Genomic DNA, 23,194 nt, shown 5'->3' with positions numbered 1-23,194 from the left:
GCCTTGTGCTGACTGCGGCTCGCAGCTTCAAGGACTTTGTGCTTTCGCACTATCGGGTGCAATCATCGGAATCGGATGCGGAAATCAGCGTAAATTGGTCCATGCGAACTGCACAGACTTGTGTTTCGATCTCGCGGTGGGCTTTAATTGCAGGTGACCTCTAACCACCCGAGGGAACATACCGCTCATCCATCGCGAGCGCGGAGTCATGGCAGCCGCAGCGAAGGAGCGCATACAATTGAGGCGGACACACTGAAAACCAAACTGCGATGCACATTCTCGTGATAGAAGACGAGCCAAAGACGGCCGCATACCTGAAGAAGGGTTTCGAGGAATCCGGCTACGCTGTGGACGTTGCGGCGGACGGCGCGGAAGGCCTGATCCTCGCGAAGGAAGCGGCGTACGACGTGATCGTGCTCGATGTGATGCTGCCTTCCATGGACGGCTGGGCGGTGCTCAAGGTGCTACGCGCGACGCACACCACGCCTGTGCTGTTCCTCACCGCGCGCGACGATGTCAACGACCGCGTGAAAGGCCTGGAGCTGGGCGGCGACGACTACCTCGTCAAGCCTTTCGCGTTCGTCGAACTGCTCGCGCGCGTGCGCACGCTCGCGCGACGCGGGCCGCCGCGCGAGAGCGACGTGCTGGCGCTCGGCGATCTCGAAGTCGACGTCACGCGCCGGCGAGTAAAGCGCGGCGCCGTGCGCATCGATCTCACGCCGAAGGAGTTCTCACTGCTGCAACTGCTCGTGCGCCGCCAGGGCGAAGTGCTCACGCGCACGCAGATTGCCTCGTTCGTGTGGGACATGAACTTCGATAGCGACACGAACGTCGTCGAAGTCGCCATTCGTCGCCTGCGCTCCAAAGTAGACGACGAATATCCGGTCAAGCTGATCCACACGGTGCGCGGCGTGGGCTACGTGGCCGAAATCAGAGAGCCTGCCTGATGGCCGTGCGTTCGCTGACCGTCACCCTTGCGCTGAGTTTTGCCGGCACGACGCTCGCGGTGTTCGCACTGGTCGGCAGCACGCTTTATTTCACGCTCGACCGCGAAGTCAAGCGGCAGGACGATCTCGATATCGTGCTGATCTCGCGGCATACGCGTCGCCTCGCGGAGGAGCTGCACAGCGCGCAGGACGTGCGCGAGCACGCCGAGCGGCTGACGAGTCAGGTGCTCGGCCATGCCGCACTATCCATGAAAATACTCGACGCGGGCGGCGGGCAACTGATCGAGCACAACACGCAAAGCATCGCCGATGCGGGGTTTGCGCAAGCCGCGCTCGCGCGGCGTCTCGGCTCGGCGCAACGCATTACCGAAGGGGACGTGGTCGAATGGCACAACGCGCGCGGCGTGCCGGTGCGCGGACTCGCCACGCAAGCGGCGCTCACCGACGGGACGCCAGTGACGATCCTCATCGCGCGCGACATGACCGACCGCTGGCTGCTGCTCGACCGTTATCGCGAGCGGCTTTACGCGTTCGGCTTCGCGGGCATGCTGCTCGCGTTCCTGATGAGCTGGCTGCTCGTGCGCGAGTCGCTGCGCCCGCTGCGGGAGATGGCGGCTCGGGCCGCCACGGTCACGGTCGACCGGCTCGACACGCCGATCGAGATCGAGCGCGCGCCGAGCGAGCTGCAAGCGCTCACGAAATCGCTCAATGCGATGCTCGACCGTCTGCGTGGTGGCTTCGAGCGCATGTCGCAATACACGGCGGATCTCGCGCACGACATGCGCACTCCGCTCGGCAACCTGCGCGGCGCGACCGAAGTTGCGCTGTCTCGCGCGCGCAGCACGGCCGAATATGAGGCGCTGCTCGAATCAAATCTCGAAGAGTGCGAACGGCTGTCTCGCATGATCGAGAGCGTGATCTTTCTGGCCCGCGCGGAGCATCCGCAGTTCATGACGACGCTCGCCGAGTTCGACGCCGGGGAGGCGCTCGCGAAGATCGCCGACTATTTCGAAGGTCTTGCGGACGACGCGGGCGTCCATATTCGCGTCGAGGGCCGGGGGCGCCTGCGCGCGGACAAGGAGCTGTTCAAGCGCGCCGTCGGCAACCTGCTCGCCAATGCGTTGCGCTATACGCCGCGCGGCCGGGAGATCACGCTGAGCGTCAGCGAGACGCACGCGGCGGTCGAAGTCACCGTGTCGAATCCAGGTCAGCCGATCGACGCCGCGCTATTGGAACGCATCTTCGACCGCTTCTATCGCGCCGACGCTTCGCGCCACAACGAACCGCACGCGGGTGCTTCTGCTGGGCTCGGGCTCGCCATCGTGCGCACGATCATGACCCTGCACGGCGGCTCGGCGCGCGCCGAAAGCGATGCGACAGGCACGCGCTTCATTCTGACGTTCGCGCGGCTATAGGCGTTGTACTCAGGTCGGCCAAAGACGCGCGGTCCCATCCGCCGCCCAGTGCTTCGAGCAGACGCACGCTCGCATCGAGCCGTCGCCCGGCGATCTGCTCTTCGTTTCGCTCGTTCGCGAGCGCGATGGTCTGGGCCGTCACCACGTCGAGATAATCCACCGCGCCTGCCTGGTAGCGATTGGTCGTGAGCTTGAGCGACAGTTGCGCGGCGGCCGTTGCGCGCCGCTGGCTTTCGGCTTCACTGGCTAGCGTGTGCAGCGTGCTCAGATTGTCTTCGACCTGCTGGAACGCCGTGAGTACTGTCTGCCGGTAGCCGGCCACGGTCGCGTCGTACTGAGCGTTCGCGCCCTTGAGCATGGCGTCGCGGCGGCCGCCGTCGAACAGCGTGCCCGCGAGCTGCGAGCCAAGCGACCAGAACAGGCTCGGCGCGGTGAGCCAAGGCGCGAAGAACGTGCTTTCGAGCCCGGCCGAAGCGGACAGCGTGAGGTCAGGGTAGAAGGCGGCACGCGCCTCACCGATTCTCGCATTCGCGGCCGCCACGCGCCGCTCGGCTGCGGCAATGTCGGGGCGCCGTTCGAGCAGCGCGGAGGGCACGCCGGCCGGGATCGGCGGCGCGGCGACCGGCTCGACTTGCGCAGGCAGCGCGAACGACGAGGCGGGTACGCCGACGAGCGTCGCGATCGCGTGCTGAAGCTGCGCGCGTTGCACGTCGACGTCGCTGTCCGCCGTGCGCGCGCTTTCGAGCTGCGTTTGCGCCTGGGCGACGGCAGAGGCGTCGATCGCACCGTCGGCGAGCTGCTGTTGCACGATGCGCAGGGCGGCGGCGTAGGCGGTCACGGTGTCGTCGAGCAGCTTTTTCTGGCGATCCAGCGTGCGCAATGCGAAGTAGTCTGAAGCAAGCTGGGTCGCGACCGAGAGCCGGACCGACTCGAGATCGGCCTCAGTGGCTTGCGCGTTGGCGTGCGCCTCGACGGTGGCGTCCTTCACGCGCCCGAACAGATCCGGCTCCCAGCTTGCCGTAACGCCCGTCGAATAGTCGGGAACCGTCTTGCCCGCGAGCGAATGGTCGATCAGATTCTGCGAGGTGCGGTAACGCTGCGCTGCCACGCCGGCCGTGACGGTGGGCGCGAAGCCCGCGCGCTGGTAATCGAGCATCGCGCGCGCGGCTTCGAGGTTGGCGACGGCCTGGCGCACGGTCTGGTTCGACACGTCGACGCGCGCTTCGAGCTTGTCCAGTTCGCTATCGCCGAAGAGCGTCCACCAGGGGCCGCGCGAGTTGGCATCGGCGGGCGCGGCGACCGCCCAGCCAGGGACGGCGGCTTGCGTCGCATAGTGCGCGGGCACCTCGACCGAGGGCACGCTGTAATGCGGCAGCGTGGTGCACGCTGCGAGCGAGGCCAGCGTGCATACGGCGACGATTTTGCGCAGTGACGTGCGAGGGCTGTTGAACATGATGGACCTCACCGTCTAGGCTTTGCCGCCGGCTGCGGGCGTTGCCGCCACGCGCACGCTTTCGCCGTTGGCGATGGCGTCGCCGGGATTGTCGATCACCCGATCGGTTGCCGCGAGTCCCGTTGCGACCTCAACGTAGGTGCCGAAATCCCGGCCTATCGTGACCTTGCGGAGCTGCACCTTGTGCTGCGCGTTCACCACCGCGATCGTCACGCCGTCCGGGCGGAACAGCAGCGCGCTCACGGGCAGCTCGAGCGCGGGTGTGGCAGTGGTGAGCGCGAGATGCACCTGCGCGTAGGCGCCGGGCATCAATGCGCGATCGGGGTTGTCGACGTCGACTTCCACGCGCAACGTGCGGCTCACGGGGTCGATCACGTTCGAGCTGCGGGCGACGCTAGCGTCGAAGCGGCGCCCCGGATACTGCTGGGTCGTCACCCACACCGCGGTGCCGGGTGCGACGAGGCTCGCCTCGTCCTGCGGAACGTCGACGTAGACGCGCAGCCGGTCGGTTTGGGCGATGTGGAACAGCTCGCCCGGCATCGTGGCGAGGCCGGGTGTGCCGCCCGCCGTGACGAGCGCGCCCACCTGAACGTTGCGCGCCGTGATGACGCCGTCAAAGGGCGCCGTCACCTTCTGGTACGAGACCAGTTCCTGCAGGCGCGCCACATTGGCCTGAGCCGCCTGGAGCGTGGCGAGCTTGGCGGCGGCGTCACTCGTCTTCGCCTGCGCGTCCTGCTGCGACACCGATTGCGTTTGCAGCATCGTTTGCCAGCGCTCAGCCGTGCTGCTCGCGAAGCGATAGTTCGCCTCGGCAGTCGCTACGTCGGCGCGCGCCTGTTGAAGCTGCGCGTCGAGCTCGGGCGTGTCGATCTGGGCGAGCGTCTGGCCGGCCTTGACGTGCGCGCCGATATCCGCGTACCAGTGCTGCACATAGCCGCTCGTGCGCGCATAGATCGACGCATCGGCCCAGGACATGATCGAGCCGGGCAGCAGCAGGTCCTGCGTCGCCGGCGCATGCGCAGGAGTGAGAGTCGAGACGATCAGCTCACGTTGCGCCGCGAGCTGTTGTGTCTGGGCCGTGCGGGCTTCGAGGCGCGGCACGATGCCGACGGTCAGAAACGCTACAGCGAGGCAGGCGAGGCCGAGGGCGATGCCTGTACGACGTGCTGCGGACGCGGCGCGCGGGACCGGCTGTGCTTCCGCGGCGCGATCCTCGGGCGGGATTTGCGGTTTCATTGGGGATCCTTATTCAACGTAAGTGATTGCGGCGGCGCGCGCATCGTCGCTGGCGTCGCGCGTGGCGCGGCGCTTCTCGAGCCAGCCGTGCACCATGCCGAAGATCACCGGCACGAACACGAGCGTCGAAAGCGTACCGATGGCAAGACCGCCGATCACGGCGCGCCCGAGCGGCGCGTTCTGTTCGCCGCCGTCGCCGAGACCGAGCGCCATCGGCAGCATGCCTATCAACATCGCGAGCGCCGTCATCAGCACGGGCCGAAAGCGATTGAAGCCCGCGTCGAGCGCCGCGGCGAGCGGCGCCATGCCGGCGGCGAGCGACTCACGCGCTGTGTTGATGACGAGAATGCTGTTGGCCGTCGCGATGCCCATGCAGAGGATCGTGCCGGTGAGCGCCGGCACGCTAAGCGTCGTTTGCGTGACGAACAGCATCCATGCGATGCCGGCCAGCGACGCTGGCAGGCCACTCACGATGATGAGCGGATCGAGCCACGACTGGAAGTTCACGACCATCAGCAGGTAGACGAGCGCAATCGCGAACACGAGGCCCGCGGCGAGGCCGCTGAACGAGGCGTTCATCGACTGCACCTGGCCGCGCATGACGATCGACGAGCCCGGCGGCAACTGCGCCCGCGCGGCGGCGACGAGGCGGTTCACGTCCGAGGCGACGCCGCCAAGGTCGCGCCCCTGCGTCGACGCAAAAATGTCGAGCACGGGCTGTACGTTGTAGTGCGAGACGACGGCCTGCTGCGAACTGCGTGAGACGGTTCCGAGCGTGCCCAGCTGGTTTTGCGGATTGACCGACACCGCTTGAGTGGTCAGCGGAATATTGGCGAGCGTCTGCAGCGAGTGAATGTCGTATTGCGGCACCTCGGCCATCAGCGGATAGCTGACGCCGTTGTTCGGATCGAGCCAGAAATTCGGGGTGGTCTGCGAGCTGCCGGAAAGCGCGATGAGCAGGTTCTGTGCAACGTCGCGCTGCGTGAGGCCGGCTTGCATGGCCTTGGTGCGATCGACGTTCACGTTGATCGTGGGCTCGTCGCCGGGCTGCTGGATGCGCGCGTCGACGAGCCCGCGCACGCCGCGCATCTGATCGAGCAGTCGGTTCGCGACTTGCCGGTTCTGCGTGAGCTTGTTGCCGACAATCTGCACGTCGATGGGCGCGGGCAGGCCGAAGTTCAGAATCTGACTCACAATGTCGGCGGGCAGGAACGCGAAGGTCACGCCCGGAAACGATGCGTCGAGCGCATTGCGAAGCATGGCGACGTATTGCGCGGTGGGCTTGTGTTTCGGCGCGAGAGTGATGAGGATGTCCGAGTCTTCGGGGCCGATGGGGTCCGAGGAATCGTAAGTGAGATTGATGCCGCTTATCGGCACGCCGATGTTATCGAGCACCGCGGCCTGTTCGGCGGGCGGAATGACGCTGCGGATTTTCGCTTCCACTTCATCGGTGATGCGTGCCGTCTCCTCGATGCGCGTGCCGGTGGGCGCACGCAAATGCAGGCGGATTTCGCCGGTATCGACTGCCGGGAAGAAGTCACGGCCCGTGAATGGCAACAACACGAGCGAGCCAACACAGAGCGCGAGCCACAGCACGACGAAGCGGCGGCGCTGCGCGATGGCGGCTTGCAGAAGCTTGCGATAGCGGTTGCGCAGTGCCTCGAAGCGTTTTTCAAAGCCCGCCTGGAAGCGCGTCAATGCACCGCTTATACCTCGTGCGGGTGCGGTGTGCCGTGAGGGCGCCCGCAGCAGATACATCGCAAGCGTGGGAATCAGCGTGCGCGAGAAGAAGTACGAGGCGCACATGGCGAATACCACGGCCTCGGCCATCGGCACGAACAGATACCGCGCGACGCCGGAGAGCAGGAACATCGGCACGAACACGATGCAGATGGACAGGGTCGAGACGAACGTCGGCACGGCGATCTCGCCGGAGCCGTTGAGGATGGCATCGTGCAGCGGGGCCCCGCGTTCGAGATGATGCGTGATGTTCTCGATTGCGACCGTCGCGTCGTCGACGAGGATGCCGACGGCGAGCGCGAGGCCGCCGAGCGTCATGATGTTGATGGTTTCGCCGAGCGCCGAAAGCGCGATCAGCGAAGTGAGCACGGCAAGCGGAATCGTCACGGCAATGATGAGCGTGGCGCGCCAGCTGCCGAGAAAGAGCAGGATCATCGCGGCAGTGAGGCAAGCGGCAATGAGCGCCTCGCGCACCACGCCCGTAATCGCCGACTTCACGAACACCGACTGGTCGCCGAGCGGCGTGATCTTGAGCGCGTGGGGCAGGCCCGCTGCGATCTTCGGCAGCATCGCCTTGACCTGATCAATGATCGTGAGGGTCGAGGCGCTGCCTGTTTTTTCGACCGTGAGGAGTGCGGCGCGCTTGCCGTCGGCGCGCACGATATTGGTTTGCGGCGCGTAGCCGTCGATCACGTGCGCTACATCGCGAACGTACACCACACTGCCGTTGACGGTCTTGATGGGCAAATCGTTGAGCGCGGCCACCGATTGCGTGCTGCCGTTCATCTCGACGTTGTACTCGCGCGAGCCGATTTTCGCGGTGCCACCGGGCAGGATGAGGTTCTGCGCGTTGACGGCGTTCACCACGTCGATGGGCGCGAGTCCCTTCGCCTGGAGCGCCTTCGGGTCGAGCTGCACCATGATTTGCCGGATCTTGCCGCCATAGGGCAACGGCACGGCCGCGCCTTGCACCGTGGCGAGCTGCGTGCGGATGAAGCTGTTGCCGAGATCGTAAAGCGACTGCTCGGGCAAGGTCGTGCTCGAAAGACCCAGTTGCAGCACGGGCACCGTCGAGGCGTTGTACGTGATGATGTTCGGCGGCAGCGTGCCCGGCGGCAGGACACGCAGAATCGACGCAGAATTCGAGGCCGCCTCGGCAATCGCGCGATTGATGTCCGCACCCGGATGAAAGAACACCTTCACGACCGAAACGCCGTTGAGCGACTGCGATTCGATGTGCTCGATGTCGTCTACATCAGAGGTGAGAGCGCGCTCGTAGTTCGAGGTGATGCGATGCGCCATGTCCTCGGCCGAGAAGCCGTTGTAGCTCCAGACGATGCTGACCACGGGAATGTTGATGTTCGGAAAAATGTCGGTCGGCGTGCGCATGATGGCGAGCGGGCCGAGGATGAAGAGCAGCACGGCGAGCACGACGAACGTGTAAGGCCGTCTGAGAGCCAGTTTGACGATCCACATGACTTGTCCGGGTTGAGGCAGGGAGAGCCGCGTTCGAGGCGGCAAGGTTGGCGCAAGTATCTGGATTTCGCGATTACCCGCTGCTGACCTCGACATTACGGATTTGTCATGTACGGGACGTGCTGCCCAGATAACGAACTCGTAATCAGCAAGTCAGCTTGGGGTCAGCGCCGCCCGGCCAGAATGCAGCCCAACCCTCGCGACATCGCCGAGGGCGGCTGAAGCGGCATCGCTTCCGATGCAGCGGCCATCCATTGTGAGGTGAACATCATGAAAGCACTCGCTTCCGCATTGCTCGTTGCCTGCGCGCTCGCCGCTCCGGCGGCCGCATTCGCACAGACCGCTAATGCGCCCGTGACGCGCGCCCAGGTAGTGGCCGATTACGTTCGTCTGGAGCAGGCGGGTTATCGGCCCGTGGCTTCGGATCCCTACTATCCTGACGACATTCAACGTGCCGAGGCCATCGTCGCGCAACAGCAGGTTCAGAATGCGGCGCCGGCAAGTGCCGCAGTTGGCGGCGTGTCGATGAAGGGCAGCTCGGACTCGGGCGCGCCGGTTGCGACCTATGTCAGCGAGCGTTCAATCTATGCAGGACATTGAGGGCGAAGGCGCGGCAAGGAAGGGTTGGCGACGACGCTGCTTGCCGCGCTTTCTGGCAGCGGCGGCGCGTTCGCATTGTTACCGCTGCTGTCGCGGTCACGTTGACCGCGCCAAAATCTGAACCGGCGCGGTCTGCGAGCCGCACGATCGATATCGGCCAGGGACCGGTGTGTGTCAACGTATTTGTCATGTCACTTCACACGCACAGCTTCAATTCGGCCGGGGGCGTGCGCTCCGGACGTGGCCAGCGATTTTGCGGCTGAACACGTCCAACACCATGTACCCGTAGTAATACTTCGTCTTGACCGCCGCCGGCATCCAGGCGGTGCCCCACGACCAGACCTGATTTGGTGCCTTCGCGCGATGACCGGTGACGGCCCGCGAACAAGGCTGGCGTGCACGACCTAGGTGGTGCTGCTGCGGCGCGGAAAGCCGCGAGGCAATGGTCGCTGCTCGCGGCGTGGCTGCCAGCATCTGCGCCTCGCTTTGATGCTGACGCGCAAGCGCCGCCGCCAGCATGCGCTCGGCTAGTTGCTTCATTGGTTGCCCGGCCAGGCTCGATCCGCCGAAAACCGAACTGGAAATCCGTGTTCTGGATCTGCGCCAGCAGATAATCGATCAGTCCATCGGCGAACGGCTCCCGCGCTTTCCGATTCTTGCTTTTCGGTGAGAGTTGGTTCGGTCATGGGACGTAGTTTCGGTAATCGTCTTATGAACTCCGGCACGCTAAAAAGGCTGACAGGCTCCTCGGACGACACGTTCAGCCTCGCGGTACATCTCATTGCTTCATTCTTTCAAAAACCATCGAACGGCAGAGAGTACGGTTCTGTTAGCATCTCGACCAGCAGCGCACTGTGCTCGGTTCGCCAAGGAGTCGCTATCGCGAGTTGAACGGGGTTACGATGCACAACTTGTCCCATGGCTGACCGGTGGAGAGGCACGGTGAAACTGTACGAACGGTTCGCAGACGATATCGAAAACCTCGTCCGTCAAGGCGTATTTCGCCGCGGGGACAAGGTGCCGTCGGTACGGCAGGCGAGCCAGCAACACCGCATCAGTGTCACGACGGTCATTCGCGCATACTTGCTTCTCGAAAGCCGAGGCGTTCTGGAGAGCCGTCCGCAATCGGGCTATTTCGTGCGATCGCATCCCGGCGGCAGCGATCGAAATGCGCTCGAACTGAAGGCAACCAAGCCCATCGCGATTTCGACGTCAGTCGATGTCAGCCGGCTCGTGCTTTCGACTTTGCGTTCGATCGGGCGCGACGATGCCGTGCCGCTTGGCTCTCCCTATCCAGACCCCGGTCTCTTTCCCTCAGACAAGATAAATCGCTACGCCTACGCGGCCGGTAGGGACAAAGGCCTCTGGGGCGTGACCGATGCATTGCCTCCGGGGAACCCGAACCTGATCAGGCAGATCGCTCGCCGCTATATCGAGAATGGCATTTCAGTCGATCCGAACGAGATTGTCATCACCATCGGTGCGACGGAGGCGATCAATCTGTGTCTGCAGGCCGTCGCCAAAGCTGGCGACGTAATCGCCGTCGAGTCCCCCACGTTCTATGCCATGCTTCATGCGATCGAGCGCCTGGGCATGCGGGCTATCGAGGTGCCGACGCATCCCGAGTACGGCATCGACGTCGGCGCGCTCGCCACGATCGTGAATACGCAAACCATCGCCGCCTGCATGGTCATGCCAAATTTCCAGAACCCACTAGGGTTCCGGATGCCTGACGAGCGCAAGCGGGAACTGGTGGATTTGCTGACGAAGGTCAACATCCCGGTGATCGAGAACGCGGTCTGTAACGAGCTGTATTTCGGCAGCAGCTATCCGACGACGTTGAAAGAGTACGACAAGAAAGGACTCGTCCTGCATTGCTCATCGTTCTCGAAAAGCGTGACGGCGGCGTACCGCATCGGATGGGCGATGCCTGGGCGCTATCGCGACCAGGTTGAGAAGCTCAAATTTCTGAATACCCTGACCACGCCTTCCATTCCTCAGCGGGCCATCGCCCGGTTTCTCGAGAAGGACGGTTACGAGCACCACCTCAGGCGCGTAAGAAAGAGCTACGAACAGCAGGCGAAGCTGATGAAGGTCATGGTCACGCGCTTCTTCCCCGACGGTACGCGAATTTCCAATCCGGCCGGCGGCTACGTGCTCTGGGTCGAGTTGCCGACCGAGGTCGACTCGATGAAGCTCTATCGGTTCGCCCTCGATGAAGGCATTACAATCGGCCCGGGCTATATGTTTTCGGTATCGGACAGCTATAGAAACTTCATCAGGCTCAACTATAGCTATCCGTGGTCCAGCCAAATAGAACAAGCGGTGATGACTGTGGGAAGACTGGTGGCGGCATGCGCGCGATGAGGCCGCCGTGCCGGCGCCCGCATGGTGATCTGTTGGCGCGAACGGCCTTGTGCGGCTTCGCATGCGGCGCCGTGGCTCAGACCTCTGAGTCGCGGCCAGGACAACAGAAGCCGTAGTGCGCTATCCGCCAACGAGCGACATCCGGACCTTAGGATAGGCCCTGCCGGAGCCGCTCTTGCGTTTCTCGTTGCGAAGCTCCGAGTATCGATCCAACGGCGATCCATCTAACGTGAATGGCGTTGGAGATTTCCTCTACGCAGACCGCGTCCGACAGCCATGCCTTGAGGTCCATGCCGTGCGTCGCGAACAGGCAGGTGTACATTTGACCGTCGGGTGACACCGCCGTGGAAAAAGGGGGAAGGCCCAACTCGACGATTTCTGTGGCCTCGTCGCTGGTTAACACACTTTGGACTTCGCCCACGAGAATGCAGACGATGCAAAACGAGCGCCGTTCAAACAGGACCGCCCCCGGACTCGCGCTGGCGCAGGCTGATGGCGATATCGAGCTTCGCGATCCACGCGGCGTCGTCGAGCGACGCGCCGAGCATCTTTTCGATGCGTTCGAGCCGGTAGTTAAGCGTGTTCGGGTGGATACCCAGCGCATCGGCAGTCGTACGACGGCGCCGGCCTTGCGCGAAAAAGGTGGTCAGTGTGGCAAGCAGTTCCGGCTCATTGTCCAACTGCTCGACCAGCGAGACGAGGTAGCGCAACACGTTTGCCGTGGCTCGCACGCTTTCTTCGAGCGCAATCGACGAATAGCGATAAACCTTCCCCACGGTCGCACCGCGTGGCGCAAGCTCGATCGCCCTGAGTCCCTCGGTCGCTGACGCCGCCCAGCCGGCCGCACCCTGGTTCATCAGGCCCACTCCGATCGCACGGATGCCTTGCTCAGCCGCCCCAATTTTTTGCGCGCTTTCGTAGGCGGTGCGGTCGCATCGGCTGATCGTTTCGCCGCGCCCGCACGGAATCCAGAAAACGGCGCGACCGTGATGCAGCACCTCTACGAGCGTCTCCGGCAGCACCTGGAAGTGCCGCGCGACGCTCAACGTGAGCCGATCGATTTCCCTATTGCGCAGTTCGGGCGGGAGCTTGTCGAGCGCCGCATCGATCGTCAGCGCCAGGCGCGGGACGGTGGCGTCCAGCCCCAGCGCATGAATGGCGTCCGTGAAGCCCGCATGGTCGGTCGGCGCATGAAACACCACGGCATAGAGCTGCTGGACGATAGCATCGCGCCAGCGTTCTTGCTTGAATTGCTCGCCGACGTAGGCATTCGTGAAGATTTGCGCCATATCGTCGAAATGGTCGAACAGGAACGGGGAAATTACGAACAGCATCTCGCCGGCTAGTGCCTTGTCCACTTTCGCGAGTTCCGTGCACGCATGCCAGATTTCCCGCGCGCCGAGCTGGAATGCGCGCAGGATCGACTGCAACGGAACCTGCTGGTGCACGCGCCGTCGGGCGGAATTCTCGGCTTCCGCCATCGCGTCGTCGGCTGGCGTCGCACCCGCGAGCAGCAGCGCAAACCACAGGTCTGCCGATCTGGCGACTGATCTCAGAATGTCATCCCTCACCGCGGGCGCTAGCGCCTGATATCCGTCCAGCTTCATCAGTGACGCGTAAACGCGTTCGACGATGACCGACGGGTCCGTTGCGAGGGCTGCGATCCTGCGGTGCAGTCGCTTGCTGATATTCGGTGCAGTAGACGGCACGGTGAATTAACCAGGAGATGAACGGGCATATCGAGGCGGCCGAAGGTGCAATGCCGCCGGCATTGGACCCGTGTCGCGGGCAGAACGCATGCGAAACGGGTGGTTGCGTTTGTTAGTTGATCCAAATCGATTTGTGCTTTTTGACAATTTATCACGCGTCGGCGGACGGTTACGATCTCATTCGAGTGACCGTCCGGCCAGCACGGCTTGATCGATTGCTCGCCCGATCCGGGCGCTGCGGCCGTGCGTCGTGCGGCTCCAGCGAACTCGTAACGGGCGGCGCCGGACCGGCGCTGCTTGATTGCCGCCCAATGGCGGAGGCTCACTCAGTCTTTGCATACCCGCGATGCGGGTATTTGATCAATGGCCCTATCGAACCCACTCAGGCTCGTCACGCTGACGGCCGTCGGCTTGCTGCTCGGCGGTTGCACGTTCGCGCCGTCAATTCCCGTTTTCGGCGCCGCGTTCCCCGACTGGCTGTTTTGCATCGTCGGCGGCGTCGCGGGCACGGTGATCGTCCATGTCGCGCTCGGCCGCCGCGGTGCGCGCGGCGTGCTTGAGCCGGTCGCGGTCAGCTATCCGGCGCTTTGCGCGCTGTTCGCGATGGCTGCGTGGCTGATTTTCTTCTCTCACTGATCGCGCGTACCGCTCATGAATGACAATGCTCGCGCTTCGCGCAAGAGCCGGCTCCCGGCATTGGCGATCGTCCTGATCGCCGTGGTATTGGTCGGTGTCGTGCTGTGGCGGACCGATCGCTCGCCCAGCACGGACGACGCCTACGTGTACGCCGACACCATCAACGTGGTGCCCGAGGTGAGTGGCAGGATCGTCGAGTTGCCGGTCCGGGACAATCAGCTTGTCAAGCAGGGCGATCTGTTGCTGCGGATCGATCCGCGTCCGTACCAGGCCGCGCTCGATCAGGCTCGCGCCCGTCTCGACGCGCTGAACAGGCAGATCGCGCTGACCCAGCGCACGGTCAACGCGCAGCAGTACAACGCGGAGTCGGTGCAGGCGGCGGTCGAGCGTGCCCGGGCAGTGGCGAATCAGGCGGCCGACACGCTGCGGCGCACGGAGCCGTTGCTAGCGCAAGGCTATACCTCGGCGGAGGAAGTCGATCGCGCGCGCACCGCGCAGCGCTCGGCGCAGGCGGATCTGAACGCGGCGATGCTGCAATCACAGCAGGCGCAAGCGGCCGTAAGCGGCGTCGACGCGCTCGTCGCACAGCGTGCCGAGGTGCAGGCGCAGATCGCCATCGCGCAGTTGAATCTGGAATTCACCGAGGTGCGCGCGCCGTTCGACGGGCGAGTCGCCTCGCTACGCACGACGGTCGGGCAGTTCGCGTCCGCGCTCAAACCGGTTTTCACGCTGATCGATACACGGCACTGGTATGTCGTCGCGAACTTTCGCGAGACCGAGCTGAAGAACATCCAGCCGGGCACGCCGGCTTCGCTGTATCTGATGAGCGATACGGGCCAGCGCTTCTCGGGGGTAGTGGATTCGATTGGCTATGGCGTGCTGCCCGATGACGCCGGGTTGGTCCTTGAAGGGCTGCCGCGCGTGCAACGCAGTATCAACTGGGTGCATGTGTCGCAGCGCTTCCCCGTCAAGATCGAAGTGCGTGACCCGAACCCCGCGCTGTTTCGCATCGGCACGTCAGCGGTCGCGACGCTCGAGCGCGGCCCGTCGCGGTGAGCCTGGGCATGAGCGTCGCGGAGTATCTTCCAGACGGCCTGCGGCGGTTCGTGCGCTTCCTGCGCGACGAGATCCAGGCTTATCCGGGACGCGCAAACGTGATGCTTCGCTGTGTGCTCGCGAGCGCGCTCGTCATCACCGCGTCGATGGCGCTTCAGGTGCCGTTTCTCGCGGTGTCGCTGATCGTCGTGTTCTACGTCACGCAGTCGAACGTCGTGATGACGCGTCTGATCGGCGTGCTGTTCATGCTCGGTTCGACATTGGCGGTCGGCAGCGCGATCCTCGTCATCAAGTTCACATACGATTTTCCGTTGCTCAGAATCCTGCTGGCGGCTGCGCTGTTTTTCGCCAGCGTCTACATGATGCGCGTGGCTAAGATCGGCGTCGTGTTCTTCCTCGTCGCCCTCGTCGTCATCTATGTACAGACCTTCGTGGATCTGACCGATCAGCCCGAGGTCCTCGTGCGCATCGCGCTGTGGGTGTGGGTCGCCACGAACTATCCGATCGTGGTCACGCTGTTGATCAACACGCTGCTGTTACCCGCTGAGCCGGTCAGGCAGCTCGAGAGCACGATGCTCGGACAACTGAAGGCGCTCGACGCGTGTCTCGCGGACGTCGAGCGCGGCGCGCCTGCCGCGGACGCACCGCGCGCCCGCGACATTCAGAGCGGCATGCTCGCGTTGCAAAAGCTGTTGCGGTTCTCGACGATGCGCGACGCCGGATATCGGCGGCGCCGCGCATTCCATCTGGCCCGCGTCACTACCGTGTCGCGGCTCTATGCGGCGGCCGGGCAACTACGCAATATGGCAACCGGCCTCCCGGACGGCAGCGCGTCGGCGCTGCGCGAGGCGTGCGATGAACTCGGGCGAAGCATTCGGTCGGGCGAACGCTTCGTCGTGCCCGATGCGCTGAACGGGACGGCCGACCTGGCGTTGCCGGGCCCGCTCGAAGAGATGCGCAATGGGCTCAACGCGTTTGCGCACCGGTCGGCGGCGCCCGAATCGATGGAGTCGAAAGAGGAGAAGGAACGCCTTCTCGTGCCCGACGCGTCGACCAATCCGGTTTACGCGCAATTTGCGCTGAAGACACTGCTGGCGGTAATGATCGGTTACGTGCTGTACATCGGCTGCGATTGGCAAGGCATTCACACCGTGATGCTGACCTGCCTGATCGTCGCGCAGCCTAGCCTCGGGGCGACGGCGCAGCGCTCGCTGCTGCGGATCGGCGGCGCCGCCGTGGGCAGCGGCATCGCGCTGGCCATGGTGGTGTGGGTCGTCCCGCACATCGACGACATCGTCGGTCTGTTGATGATCTCGCTGCCAGTGATGGCGCTCGGCGCGTGGGTCGCGGCCGGTTCGGAGCGGATCAGCTATGCAGGCGTGCAGATCATGTTCACGTTCGCGTTATCGCTGCTCGAGCATTTCGGCCCGACGACCGACCTGACCGAGATCCGCGACCGGATGATCGGCATTGTGCTCGGCGTCGGCATATCGACGATCGTGCATGCCACGCTGTGGCCCGAGGCGGAAGGCGAGGCGCTGCGGCAGCGCCTCGCGCGGCTGCTGCACGGTCTTGCCGGACGCCTGCGGGGGCTCGGCGCGGATGAGCCCGCGCCGGTGGCGCTGTGGGTCGAGCTGGGGGACTGCGAGGCCGTGGCTGCCCGGGTTGCCGTCGAGCCGGGCTGGCGAATGGCCGAAGGGCAATCCGAGGGCTTCACGATGCATGTGCAGACGATGCTTGCGCAAACGCGCGAAATCCTGCTGGCGGTGGATGCGCTCGAAGCCGAGCGGCGCGCGCAAGCTCGGGAGGGTGTGGCCCCCGAGGCGAGCGCGTGGCGCGAGGCGGTGGGCGCATCGCTCGACGCCTACGCGGTCGACCTTACCGAGCATGCACACGCGGTGCGGTCGCCGGCAGCCGTTTCGCTCGATGCCCTCGTCACGCAGCTCGCGCCCAACGCGGCGCAATCGCCCAGCGACACCGCGCGGCTCGCGCATCAACGATTGCTGGATCGCGCGAGGAACCTCGCCTACCAGGTATCGCGGCTGCCCGCGTGGGGCACCGCCCGCGCCGATATGCCGCTCACCATTGAGGTCTCGCAAGCATGACCGTGTTTTCAGTTCGATCTTCTATTCACCGCGCGGCCCGATGCGTGGCCGCGGCATTGGCTTGTGCGCTGTCGGGATGCGCGATGATCCACCATGACGAGAAGCCGTTTTCGATGATCGCGCCGCAGCAGATCCGCACCGCCGACGACATCCATCTGGCCCGCGACGGCTGGCCACAGGCGCGGTGGTGGAGCGTGTATAACGATCCGCAACTCGATTCGCTGATCGACCGCGCACTGGCGGCCTCACCGACGATCCTGGCCGCCCGCACGCGCGTCGCGCAGGCGAAGTCGGATATCGACCTGGTCCGTGCCGGCACGAATCTGCAGACCACGGCGCTCGCCGCGGTGGATCGACAGCGTGTGTCGTCCAACGGGTTCCTTGGCGCGTACTCGACTGATCAACCGCTGATCGGTGCGACGGGACCGTGGTACACGGAAGGTATCGTCGGAGTCGGCGCAAGCCTCGACGTGGATATCTGGGGCAAGCAACGCGCGCAGGTGGAAGCCGCAATCGGCGTGCACAATGCGCGGCTCGCCGAAGTCGCCGCAGTTGAACTCGAAATTTCCACGGATGTCGCGCAGCTTTATTACGGTATTCAGACGACCTATCAGTTGATCGCGCTGCTGCAACAGCTGCACGACGTCGCCGCGTTCGTCGAGGACGCGCATGCCGCTCGAGCCGCGAGCGGGCTGGAGCCGGACACGCAGACCGAGATCGCGCGCGCGCAACGGCTCGCCGTCGAGCGGGAGATGGTTGCAGCGCGAGGCCGGGTCACGCAGCTGCGCGAATCGTTGCGCGCGCTCGTCGGTTCGGGCCCCGACGATCTCGTCGATATCAAGCCGGTGGGGCTGCCGCAGTCGCAGGAGCAACTGCCCTCGACGCTGTCGTACGAGCTGCTCGCGCGGCGTCCCGATCTGCAGGCGATGCGATGGTACGTGCAGGCGTCATTCGACAAGATCGACGCCGCGAAAGCCGCGTTCTATCCGAGTTTTGATATCAAGGCGTTCTTCGGCGTCAACGCGCTGCATCTTGCCGATCTGTTCACGCACGCGAGTCAGCAGATCAATCTGGTTCCTGGCCTGTATCTGCCGATCTTCGACGGCGGCCGGCTGAACGGGAACCTCGGTGCGGCGCGCACCGCGAGCAATGCGTTGATCGCCCAATACAACCAGGCGGTGCTCAATGCCGTGCGCGACGTTGCGGTGACGGGAAGCCGGCTCAGCGAGCTCGACGACGAGGCGGGGCTGCAGTCGCAGAAGATCGATGCCGAATCTTTCGCCGAGGCGAGTGCGCGGGCCCACTATGAGCACGGCCTCGCGAGCAGGCTAAGCGCGATCGAAGCGCGTCAGCCGGTGCTGCTGGACCGGATTTCGCTGCTGGAGATCGATGGCCAGCGCTTGAGCCAGGACATCGCGATGTCGAAGGCGCTCGGCGGAGGCTATCGCGACGAGTCGCTTACAGCGGTGCGGGAGCCCCGATGATGAATACCGCAGACAACGACACGCTTGCGGCCCCGCCGGCCGAGCCGGCCTCGATCAGGCAGTTCTCGTTCATCTTTCGGGTGCACGCGTCGGTGAAGCGGCAGGTCAACCAGCATCTGCTCTCGACGCTCGCCATCACCTACTCGCAGGCTAGCGCGCTCGTGCTATTGACGCGAGGCAGCGAGGTCTCCTGTCATGACCTCGCCGCGCTGCTGGGATGCGGGACGAGCCGGATATCGCGCTTGATGCAGGAACTCGAAAACCGGCAGCTCGTCGCACGCAGCCGCTGCCGCGTCGATCGACGCGAGCTGCGGTTGGCCCTGACCGCGGAGGGCGCCGCGCTTGCGGCGCGCGTGCCGGCCGTGATGCTCGATGCGGAGCGCGCGCTACTGCGCGTGCTGCCCCACGAAGAGTGCCGCATGTTGAGCAGGTTGCTATTGCGTGTCGTGAGCAACTGCGAGCGGTCAGCCCAATGAACGCCGGCGGACCTGGCGGGGAGATGGCTCAACCGTCGCGCCGGTCGGCGTTGGCCCTGAGTTCGAGACCCATGCGGCGCGAAAACGGAACGCGCGGGCGGCGGGCCACACGACGCAAAGGCACTGCGCAGGTGCGGATCAATTGATGGGTGATCCAAAGGCGTCCCTGTCGATCTTGCCGGATCGCATCATCTACACCGCGCCAGGTATCACGGCGAAGGCGACGTCCCGCCCGGCGATGGTGGTGGTCGTCGGTACGCGGGGCGCGGTGCGGCTCCAAACGGCAGACGAAACCCATACAGCGCGGGTCATACTCGTCGCCCCGAACGTTGTGCGCTCGATCGAAGCTCGTGACGTGGGGCTGTACAGCATCCAGCTGGACGCGGCGAGCGCGCTCGGCCAAAGTTTGTTCAAGAACGTGTTGCGAGGAAAGCGGGTCGTCGACGTTTCGGACCGGGCGGACGGGTCTGTCATGCGAATCGCTGAAGCGGCTCAGAATCAAACACAGGAATGCGAAGCGATGCGCGCGGGTTCACAGCGAATGCTGGACGCGCTGTTCGTACAAGCGGCGAGATCGCAATCGACCGATGCGCGTGTCGACGCGGTGGCCTGCTGGCTTCGCACGCACCTTCCGCCGCGCACGGAGCCGGCGCGATTGGCCGGTCTCTGTGGCCTTTCGGAGAGCCGCCTTGCCCATCTTTTTGCGCAAGCGACCGGAAGTGCGATGCGCGAGTATCTGCTCTGGACCAAGATGCGCAAGGCGGCAGAGATGTTTGCGGCAGGCTCGACGCTGACGGATATCGCCCATTCGACGGGTTTCGCCGATCTCGCGCATCTGACCAGGACGTTCAAGCGGTACTTCGACCTTACTCCTTCATTTCTCTCCAATCCTGGCCTCGTGCGCGTGCAGGTCAGCAGGGAACTCGTCGGCGGCGGGAAGCCACTGCGCTCGCGCATTGCCAGCAAGCCCCCCGCGCATGACGACGATGGCTCTGTCGCGGACGCCATCGATCGCCCAGCGAAGCCGTTCGTCGGCCGGTAGCGCTGCGAAACAGACGGCGCGCACTGCGTCGGTCGCCCGCGCAAGCCACGCTTCCATCACCTTTCGACCGCTCCCCGCCGCGACATTCAACGTCGCGCCGCATTGCCTTGCTTCTGCGGCGCTCTCTCGACACAGAAGGGTTTTCCCGAACGAGAAACGGCAGTTTCGTTCAAGACGCTGCATGCGTGCTCCTACACAATCAGGACTAAGGAAGGCGGCTAGTTACACACGCATTGCAACACCAAGCGATTTCGTAGCTGTTTCACTGAAAATCGCGGGACAAATAACTCGAAACTAAATTAGAGGGTGACAAATCGTGAGACGAGGCCATTTCATCGCCGTTGCAAGTGTAGTCGTGGCAAGCGCGAGCGCTCATGCGCAATCCGCCGGAAGCAATGTCGTGGGGGCAGGCTGGCTGCGCCTGGCACCACAAACCTCGAGCGATCCACTCGAGGTCGGAGGACAGGCCGTACCGAACACGGGTGCGAGTGTGGACAACGCAGATACCGTCGGCATTACGTTTACCCATTTCTTTACCGATAACATCGCATTGGAAACGGTGCTCGGTATCCCGCCGAAATTCAAGTTTTATGGGACCGGCGCGCTGGCGGCCCCATCTATCAATCCTCTTGGGGACGTCAGACAGTGGAGCCCGACGCTATTGCTGAAATACTATTTCCTGTCTGCGCAGTCGAGATGGCGTCCTTATGCCGGTTTCGGCGTCAGCTATATCTGGTTCACCAATGCCCATGTGAGTCCCGCTTTTCAGCAATCGCTAAGCCAGCAATTCACCAATGGCCAGAGCGCGTCGTTACCGACCAGTGCCCATGTCGATAGCGAGTGGTCGCCGGTCTTCAATGCCGGGGTCACCTTGAATTTCAGCGAGCATTGGTCGGGCGTTCTTTCGTTTTCCTATCTGCCGTTCGGAACCAAGGCAAACTTGACCACCACGCTTCCTCGCGGCGGGACCGTTCACAGTGTGGCAAAGGTCACTCTTGATCCGCTGGTGACGCTTGTGTCAGTCAATTATCGGTTTTGAGCGCCGGTGACGGTTGCCGCGGCCTTGTGGGATAGAACGTCAGACAGGCCGTTGCGACGTCATTGCGTCGCGCGGCCCTGATCGGGGGCTGGAAAATTCGTTGTAGCTGTAGGTGGTCGTCCAGACAGTACTCGAGTCTGTTCTGCTCCACCAACGAACCGGTGCTGATTTCAACCGGGCGCACAGTGTGCGACCTGGCTTTACGGGCCTGTGCTTGGCCGCCCCTTACCACGACTTCAGGAGACACCCATGCAAGACGCCGTGCGCGATTCGACGCCATTTCCCTACGCCTATCCGCTGCTGATCAAGCAGTTGCTGCACACGTCGTTCGTTCAGGCGCCGAACCAGGAAATCGTCTACCGCGGCGAGTTGCGGCTAACCTACACGGCGCTGCGCGAGCGCATTGCGCGGCTCGCAAGCGGCCTGCACGCTCTGGGCGTTCGCCTCGGCACTACCGTTGCCGTGATGGATTGGGATAGCCATCGTTATCTGGAATCGTACTTTGCGGTGCCGATGATGGGCGCCGTGCTCCAAACGGTCAACGTGCGGCTCTCGCAAGCGGAGATCGCCTACACGATCAATCACGCGGGCGCCGAAGTGCTGATCGTTCACTCTGACTTCCTGCCCGTCGTGGAAGCCATCAAGGACCAGCTTGAAACTGTTCGCACGTTCATTCGTATCGATGAACCGGGCAGCGAAACGTTGGCGGAAACGATCGCGTTCGCAACCGACTACGAGGCAATGCTCGCCGCAAGCGCAACCACGTACGACTTCCCCGACTTCGATGAGAACACTCGCGCCACCACTTTCTATACGACGGGCACGACGGGTTTGCCGAAGGGCGTGTGCTTTTCGCACCGTCAACTGGTTCTGCACACCGTCACCCTGATGGCGGCTCTGGCGAGCCCCGTGTCTGGCCAGCGCTTCCATCGCGGGGACGTGTACATGCCGGTCACGCCGATGTTCCATGTGCACGCGTGGGGCATGCCTTACATCGCGACGGCGCTCGGCGTAAAGCAGGTTTATCCGGGACGGTATGCGCCCGAGCGTCTCATACAACTGGTTCGCGACGAGGGCGTCACGTTCTCGCACTGCGTCAGCACGCTGCTGCACATGATGCTCTCGTGCGACGAAGCAAAACATGTGGATCTAAGCCGATGGAAGATCGTAATCGGCGGAGGCGCGCTGCCGCATGGTCTTGCGCGCGCCGCGCTCGACCGCGGCATCGACGTGTTCGCCGGCTATGGCATGTCGGAGACCTGCCCCGTGCTGAGCCTCGCGCAATTGCCGCCGCGCACGGAGCCACTCGATCTCGACGAAGAAGTGCGCCTGCGCTGCAAGACGGGCTTTCCGGTTCCGCTCGTCGACCTGCGCATCGTGAACGAAGACATGCAGGAGGTCGCGCACGACGGCAAGGCGTATGGCGAGATCGTTGTGCGTACGCCGTGGCTCACTCAGGGCTATCTGAACAACGCGGAGGCCTCCGAGCAGTTGTGGGCTGGCGGCTTTCTGCACACACAGGACATCGCGAATATCGACGAGACGGGCAACGTCCAGATTACCGATCGCATCAAAGATGTCATCAAGTCGGGCGGCGAATGGATATCTTCGCTTGAAATCGAAAGCCTGATTTCCCTGCATCCTGGTGTTGCCGAAGTGGCTGTGATTGGCATCAAGGACGACAAGTGGGGCGAGCGTCCCGTCGCGTTGGTCGTGCCGAAAAAGGACGCGCCGCTGAGTGAAGTCGATGTCAAGGAGCACGTGATGGGATTCAGCAAAACAGGGCAGATCTCGAAGTACGCGGTGCCGCAAATCGTCAGGTTCGTCGACGAGTTGCAGAAAACGAGTGTCGGCAAGTTGAACAAGAAGTGGTTGCGCGAACAGTTTTCCTGACTTGTTGCATCTGAAGGAGCACGCACGATGAACCTCAACGAATACAGCATTGCCACGCTCGAAAGCTTTGTCGGCCGCGAGCTGGGCGTGTCGGATTGGCTCGCCGTCGATCAGGGGCGTATCGACGCGTTTGCTGCCTGCACCGGCGACCGGCAATGGATACACGTCGATGTCGAGCGGGCGAAACGCGAGAGCCCGTTCGGCGGCACGATTGCGCACGGCTATCTGACGCTGTCGCTGCTCGCGTCCCTGGCGATCGAGATCGGACTGATTCCAGACGACGCATCCGCGGGCCTGAACTACGGACTGAACAGGGTGCGCTTCATGACGCCCGTCAAGGCGGGGTCGCGCGTTCGAAGCCGCGTGACGCTGATGTCGGCGGAAAAAAAGCCAGGCGATCGGATCATCATTAAAACGATGAACGAGTTGCAGATCGAGGGCGAGGCCAAACCGGCGCTGATCGCCGAGTCACTCGTCATGCTCGCGGCGTAACGCGATGTGATACCCAAGGAGGGGGCGG

At 63.8% G+C, this 23,194-nt stretch carries 18 protein-coding genes; 13 read left to right on the top strand and 5 right to left on the bottom strand.

Going from position 1 to position 23,194, the window contains the following annotated elements:
* Nucleotides 1-269: 269 nt before the first annotated feature.
* On the top strand, nt 270-947 hold the full coding sequence (locus G5S42_RS22605) for a heavy metal response regulator transcription factor (protein ID WP_176108811.1): 678 nt from the start codon (nt 270-272) through the stop codon (nt 945-947).
* Entirely contained in the window at nt 947-2,362 is a 1,416-nt protein-coding gene (locus G5S42_RS22600) for a heavy metal sensor histidine kinase (protein WP_176108810.1), read from the top strand. The genes G5S42_RS22605 and G5S42_RS22600 overlap by 1 nt, the downstream gene beginning before the upstream one ends.
* Here G5S42_RS22600 and G5S42_RS22595 read toward each other — a convergent pair.
* Genes G5S42_RS22595 through G5S42_RS22585 form a run of 3 tightly spaced genes read right to left on the bottom strand, consistent with a single transcriptional unit; the run spans nt 2,337 to nt 8,267 of the window.
* Nucleotides 2,337-3,815, bottom strand: coding sequence for an efflux transporter outer membrane subunit (locus G5S42_RS22595; protein WP_176108809.1), 1,479 nt, complete (start codon nt 3,813-3,815; stop codon nt 2,337-2,339). The genes G5S42_RS22600 and G5S42_RS22595 overlap by 26 nt on opposite strands.
* A 15-nt stretch (nt 3,816-3,830) precedes the next feature.
* Nucleotides 3,831-5,051 (bottom strand): efflux RND transporter periplasmic adaptor subunit, encoded by a 1,221-nt coding sequence (locus tag G5S42_RS22590; protein ID WP_176108808.1) that lies wholly within the window; start codon nt 5,049-5,051, stop codon nt 3,831-3,833.
* A gap of 9 nt (nt 5,052-5,060) precedes the next feature.
* Nucleotides 5,061-8,267 carry an efflux RND transporter permease subunit gene (locus tag G5S42_RS22585; RefSeq protein ID WP_176108807.1) on the bottom strand — a complete coding sequence of 1,069 codons (3,207 nt, stop codon included), beginning with the start codon at nt 8,265-8,267 and terminating at the stop codon, nt 5,061-5,063.
* 270 nt (nt 8,268-8,537) lie between these two features.
* Here G5S42_RS22585 and G5S42_RS22580 point away from each other — a divergent pair, with 270 nt between their 5' ends.
* A complete protein-coding gene (locus G5S42_RS22580; protein ID WP_176108806.1) occupies nt 8,538-8,867 on the top strand; it encodes a DUF4148 domain-containing protein in 330 nt (109 codons plus the stop codon).
* Nucleotides 8,868-9,077: 210 nt separating this feature from the next.
* Here G5S42_RS22580 and G5S42_RS45785 read toward each other — a convergent pair whose 3' ends face one another.
* The gene (locus G5S42_RS45785) at nt 9,078-9,407 is read right to left on the bottom strand and encodes a hypothetical protein (RefSeq protein WP_176108805.1); all 330 of its coding nucleotides are present in this window, start codon (nt 9,405-9,407) and stop codon (nt 9,078-9,080) included.
* Between the two features lie 402 nt (nt 9,408-9,809).
* Here G5S42_RS45785 and G5S42_RS22570 point away from each other — a divergent pair, with 402 nt between their 5' ends.
* A complete protein-coding gene (locus tag G5S42_RS22570) occupies nt 9,810-11,234 on the top strand; it encodes an aminotransferase-like domain-containing protein (RefSeq protein ID WP_176108804.1) in 1,425 nt (474 codons plus the stop codon).
* A gap of 452 nt (nt 11,235-11,686) precedes the next feature.
* Here G5S42_RS22570 and G5S42_RS22565 read toward each other — a convergent pair whose 3' ends face one another.
* A complete protein-coding gene (locus tag G5S42_RS22565; RefSeq protein ID WP_488168799.1) occupies nt 11,687-12,943 on the bottom strand; it encodes a PucR family transcriptional regulator in 1,257 nt (418 codons plus the stop codon).
* Nucleotides 12,944-13,306: 363 nt separating this feature from the next.
* On the opposite strand from G5S42_RS22565, the gene G5S42_RS22560 reads away from it, so the two are divergent.
* The 9 genes from G5S42_RS22560 (at nt 13,307) to G5S42_RS22520 (ending at nt 23,166) form a co-directional block, all read left to right on the top strand.
* Entirely contained in the window at nt 13,307-13,579 is a 273-nt protein-coding gene (locus G5S42_RS22560) for a YtcA family lipoprotein (RefSeq protein WP_176108802.1), read from the top strand.
* Nucleotides 13,580-13,594: 15 nt separating this feature from the next.
* Nucleotides 13,595-14,635, top strand: coding sequence for a multidrug transporter subunit MdtN (mdtN, locus tag G5S42_RS22555; RefSeq protein ID WP_176108801.1), 1,041 nt, complete (start codon nt 13,595-13,597; stop codon nt 14,633-14,635).
* An 8-nt stretch (nt 14,636-14,643) separates the two neighbouring features.
* Nucleotides 14,644-16,740 (top strand): FUSC family protein, encoded by a 2,097-nt coding sequence (locus G5S42_RS22550; protein ID WP_176108800.1) that lies wholly within the window; start codon nt 14,644-14,646, stop codon nt 16,738-16,740.
* Nucleotides 16,737-18,224, top strand: a complete 1,488-nt coding sequence (locus tag G5S42_RS22545) for an MdtP family multidrug efflux transporter outer membrane subunit (RefSeq protein WP_176108799.1) — start codon at nt 16,737-16,739, stop codon at nt 18,222-18,224. The genes G5S42_RS22550 and G5S42_RS22545 overlap by 4 nt, the downstream gene beginning before the upstream one ends.
* Complete coding sequence (locus G5S42_RS22540) at nt 18,221-18,700, top strand: MarR family winged helix-turn-helix transcriptional regulator (RefSeq protein WP_176108798.1); 480 nt, start codon at nt 18,221-18,223, stop codon at nt 18,698-18,700. Before G5S42_RS22545 ends, G5S42_RS22540 begins: the two co-directional genes overlap by 4 nt.
* Nucleotides 18,701-18,875: 175 nt before the next feature.
* Nucleotides 18,876-19,742, top strand: coding sequence for a helix-turn-helix transcriptional regulator (locus tag G5S42_RS22535; protein WP_176108797.1), 867 nt, complete (start codon nt 18,876-18,878; stop codon nt 19,740-19,742).
* A 316-nt stretch (nt 19,743-20,058) separates the two neighbouring features.
* Complete coding sequence (locus G5S42_RS22530; protein WP_312883595.1) at nt 20,059-20,781, top strand: OmpW/AlkL family protein; 723 nt, start codon at nt 20,059-20,061, stop codon at nt 20,779-20,781.
* Nucleotides 20,782-21,030: 249 nt separating this feature from the next.
* Entirely contained in the window at nt 21,031-22,674 is a 1,644-nt protein-coding gene (locus G5S42_RS22525) for a fatty acid--CoA ligase (RefSeq protein WP_176108796.1), read from the top strand.
* A 27-nt stretch (nt 22,675-22,701) separates the two neighbouring features.
* Nucleotides 22,702-23,166 carry a MaoC family dehydratase gene (locus G5S42_RS22520; RefSeq protein WP_176108795.1) on the top strand — a complete coding sequence of 155 codons (465 nt, stop codon included), beginning with the start codon at nt 22,702-22,704 and terminating at the stop codon, nt 23,164-23,166.
* Nucleotides 23,167-23,194: the final 28 nt, after the last annotated feature.

The organism is Paraburkholderia youngii, from assembly GCF_013366925.1.
Taxonomy (GTDB): Bacteria; Pseudomonadota; Gammaproteobacteria; order Burkholderiales; family Burkholderiaceae; genus Paraburkholderia; species Paraburkholderia youngii.
Note: the sequence above shows the minus strand (reverse complement) of the source record. Positions and strands in the feature narration are given on the sequence as shown.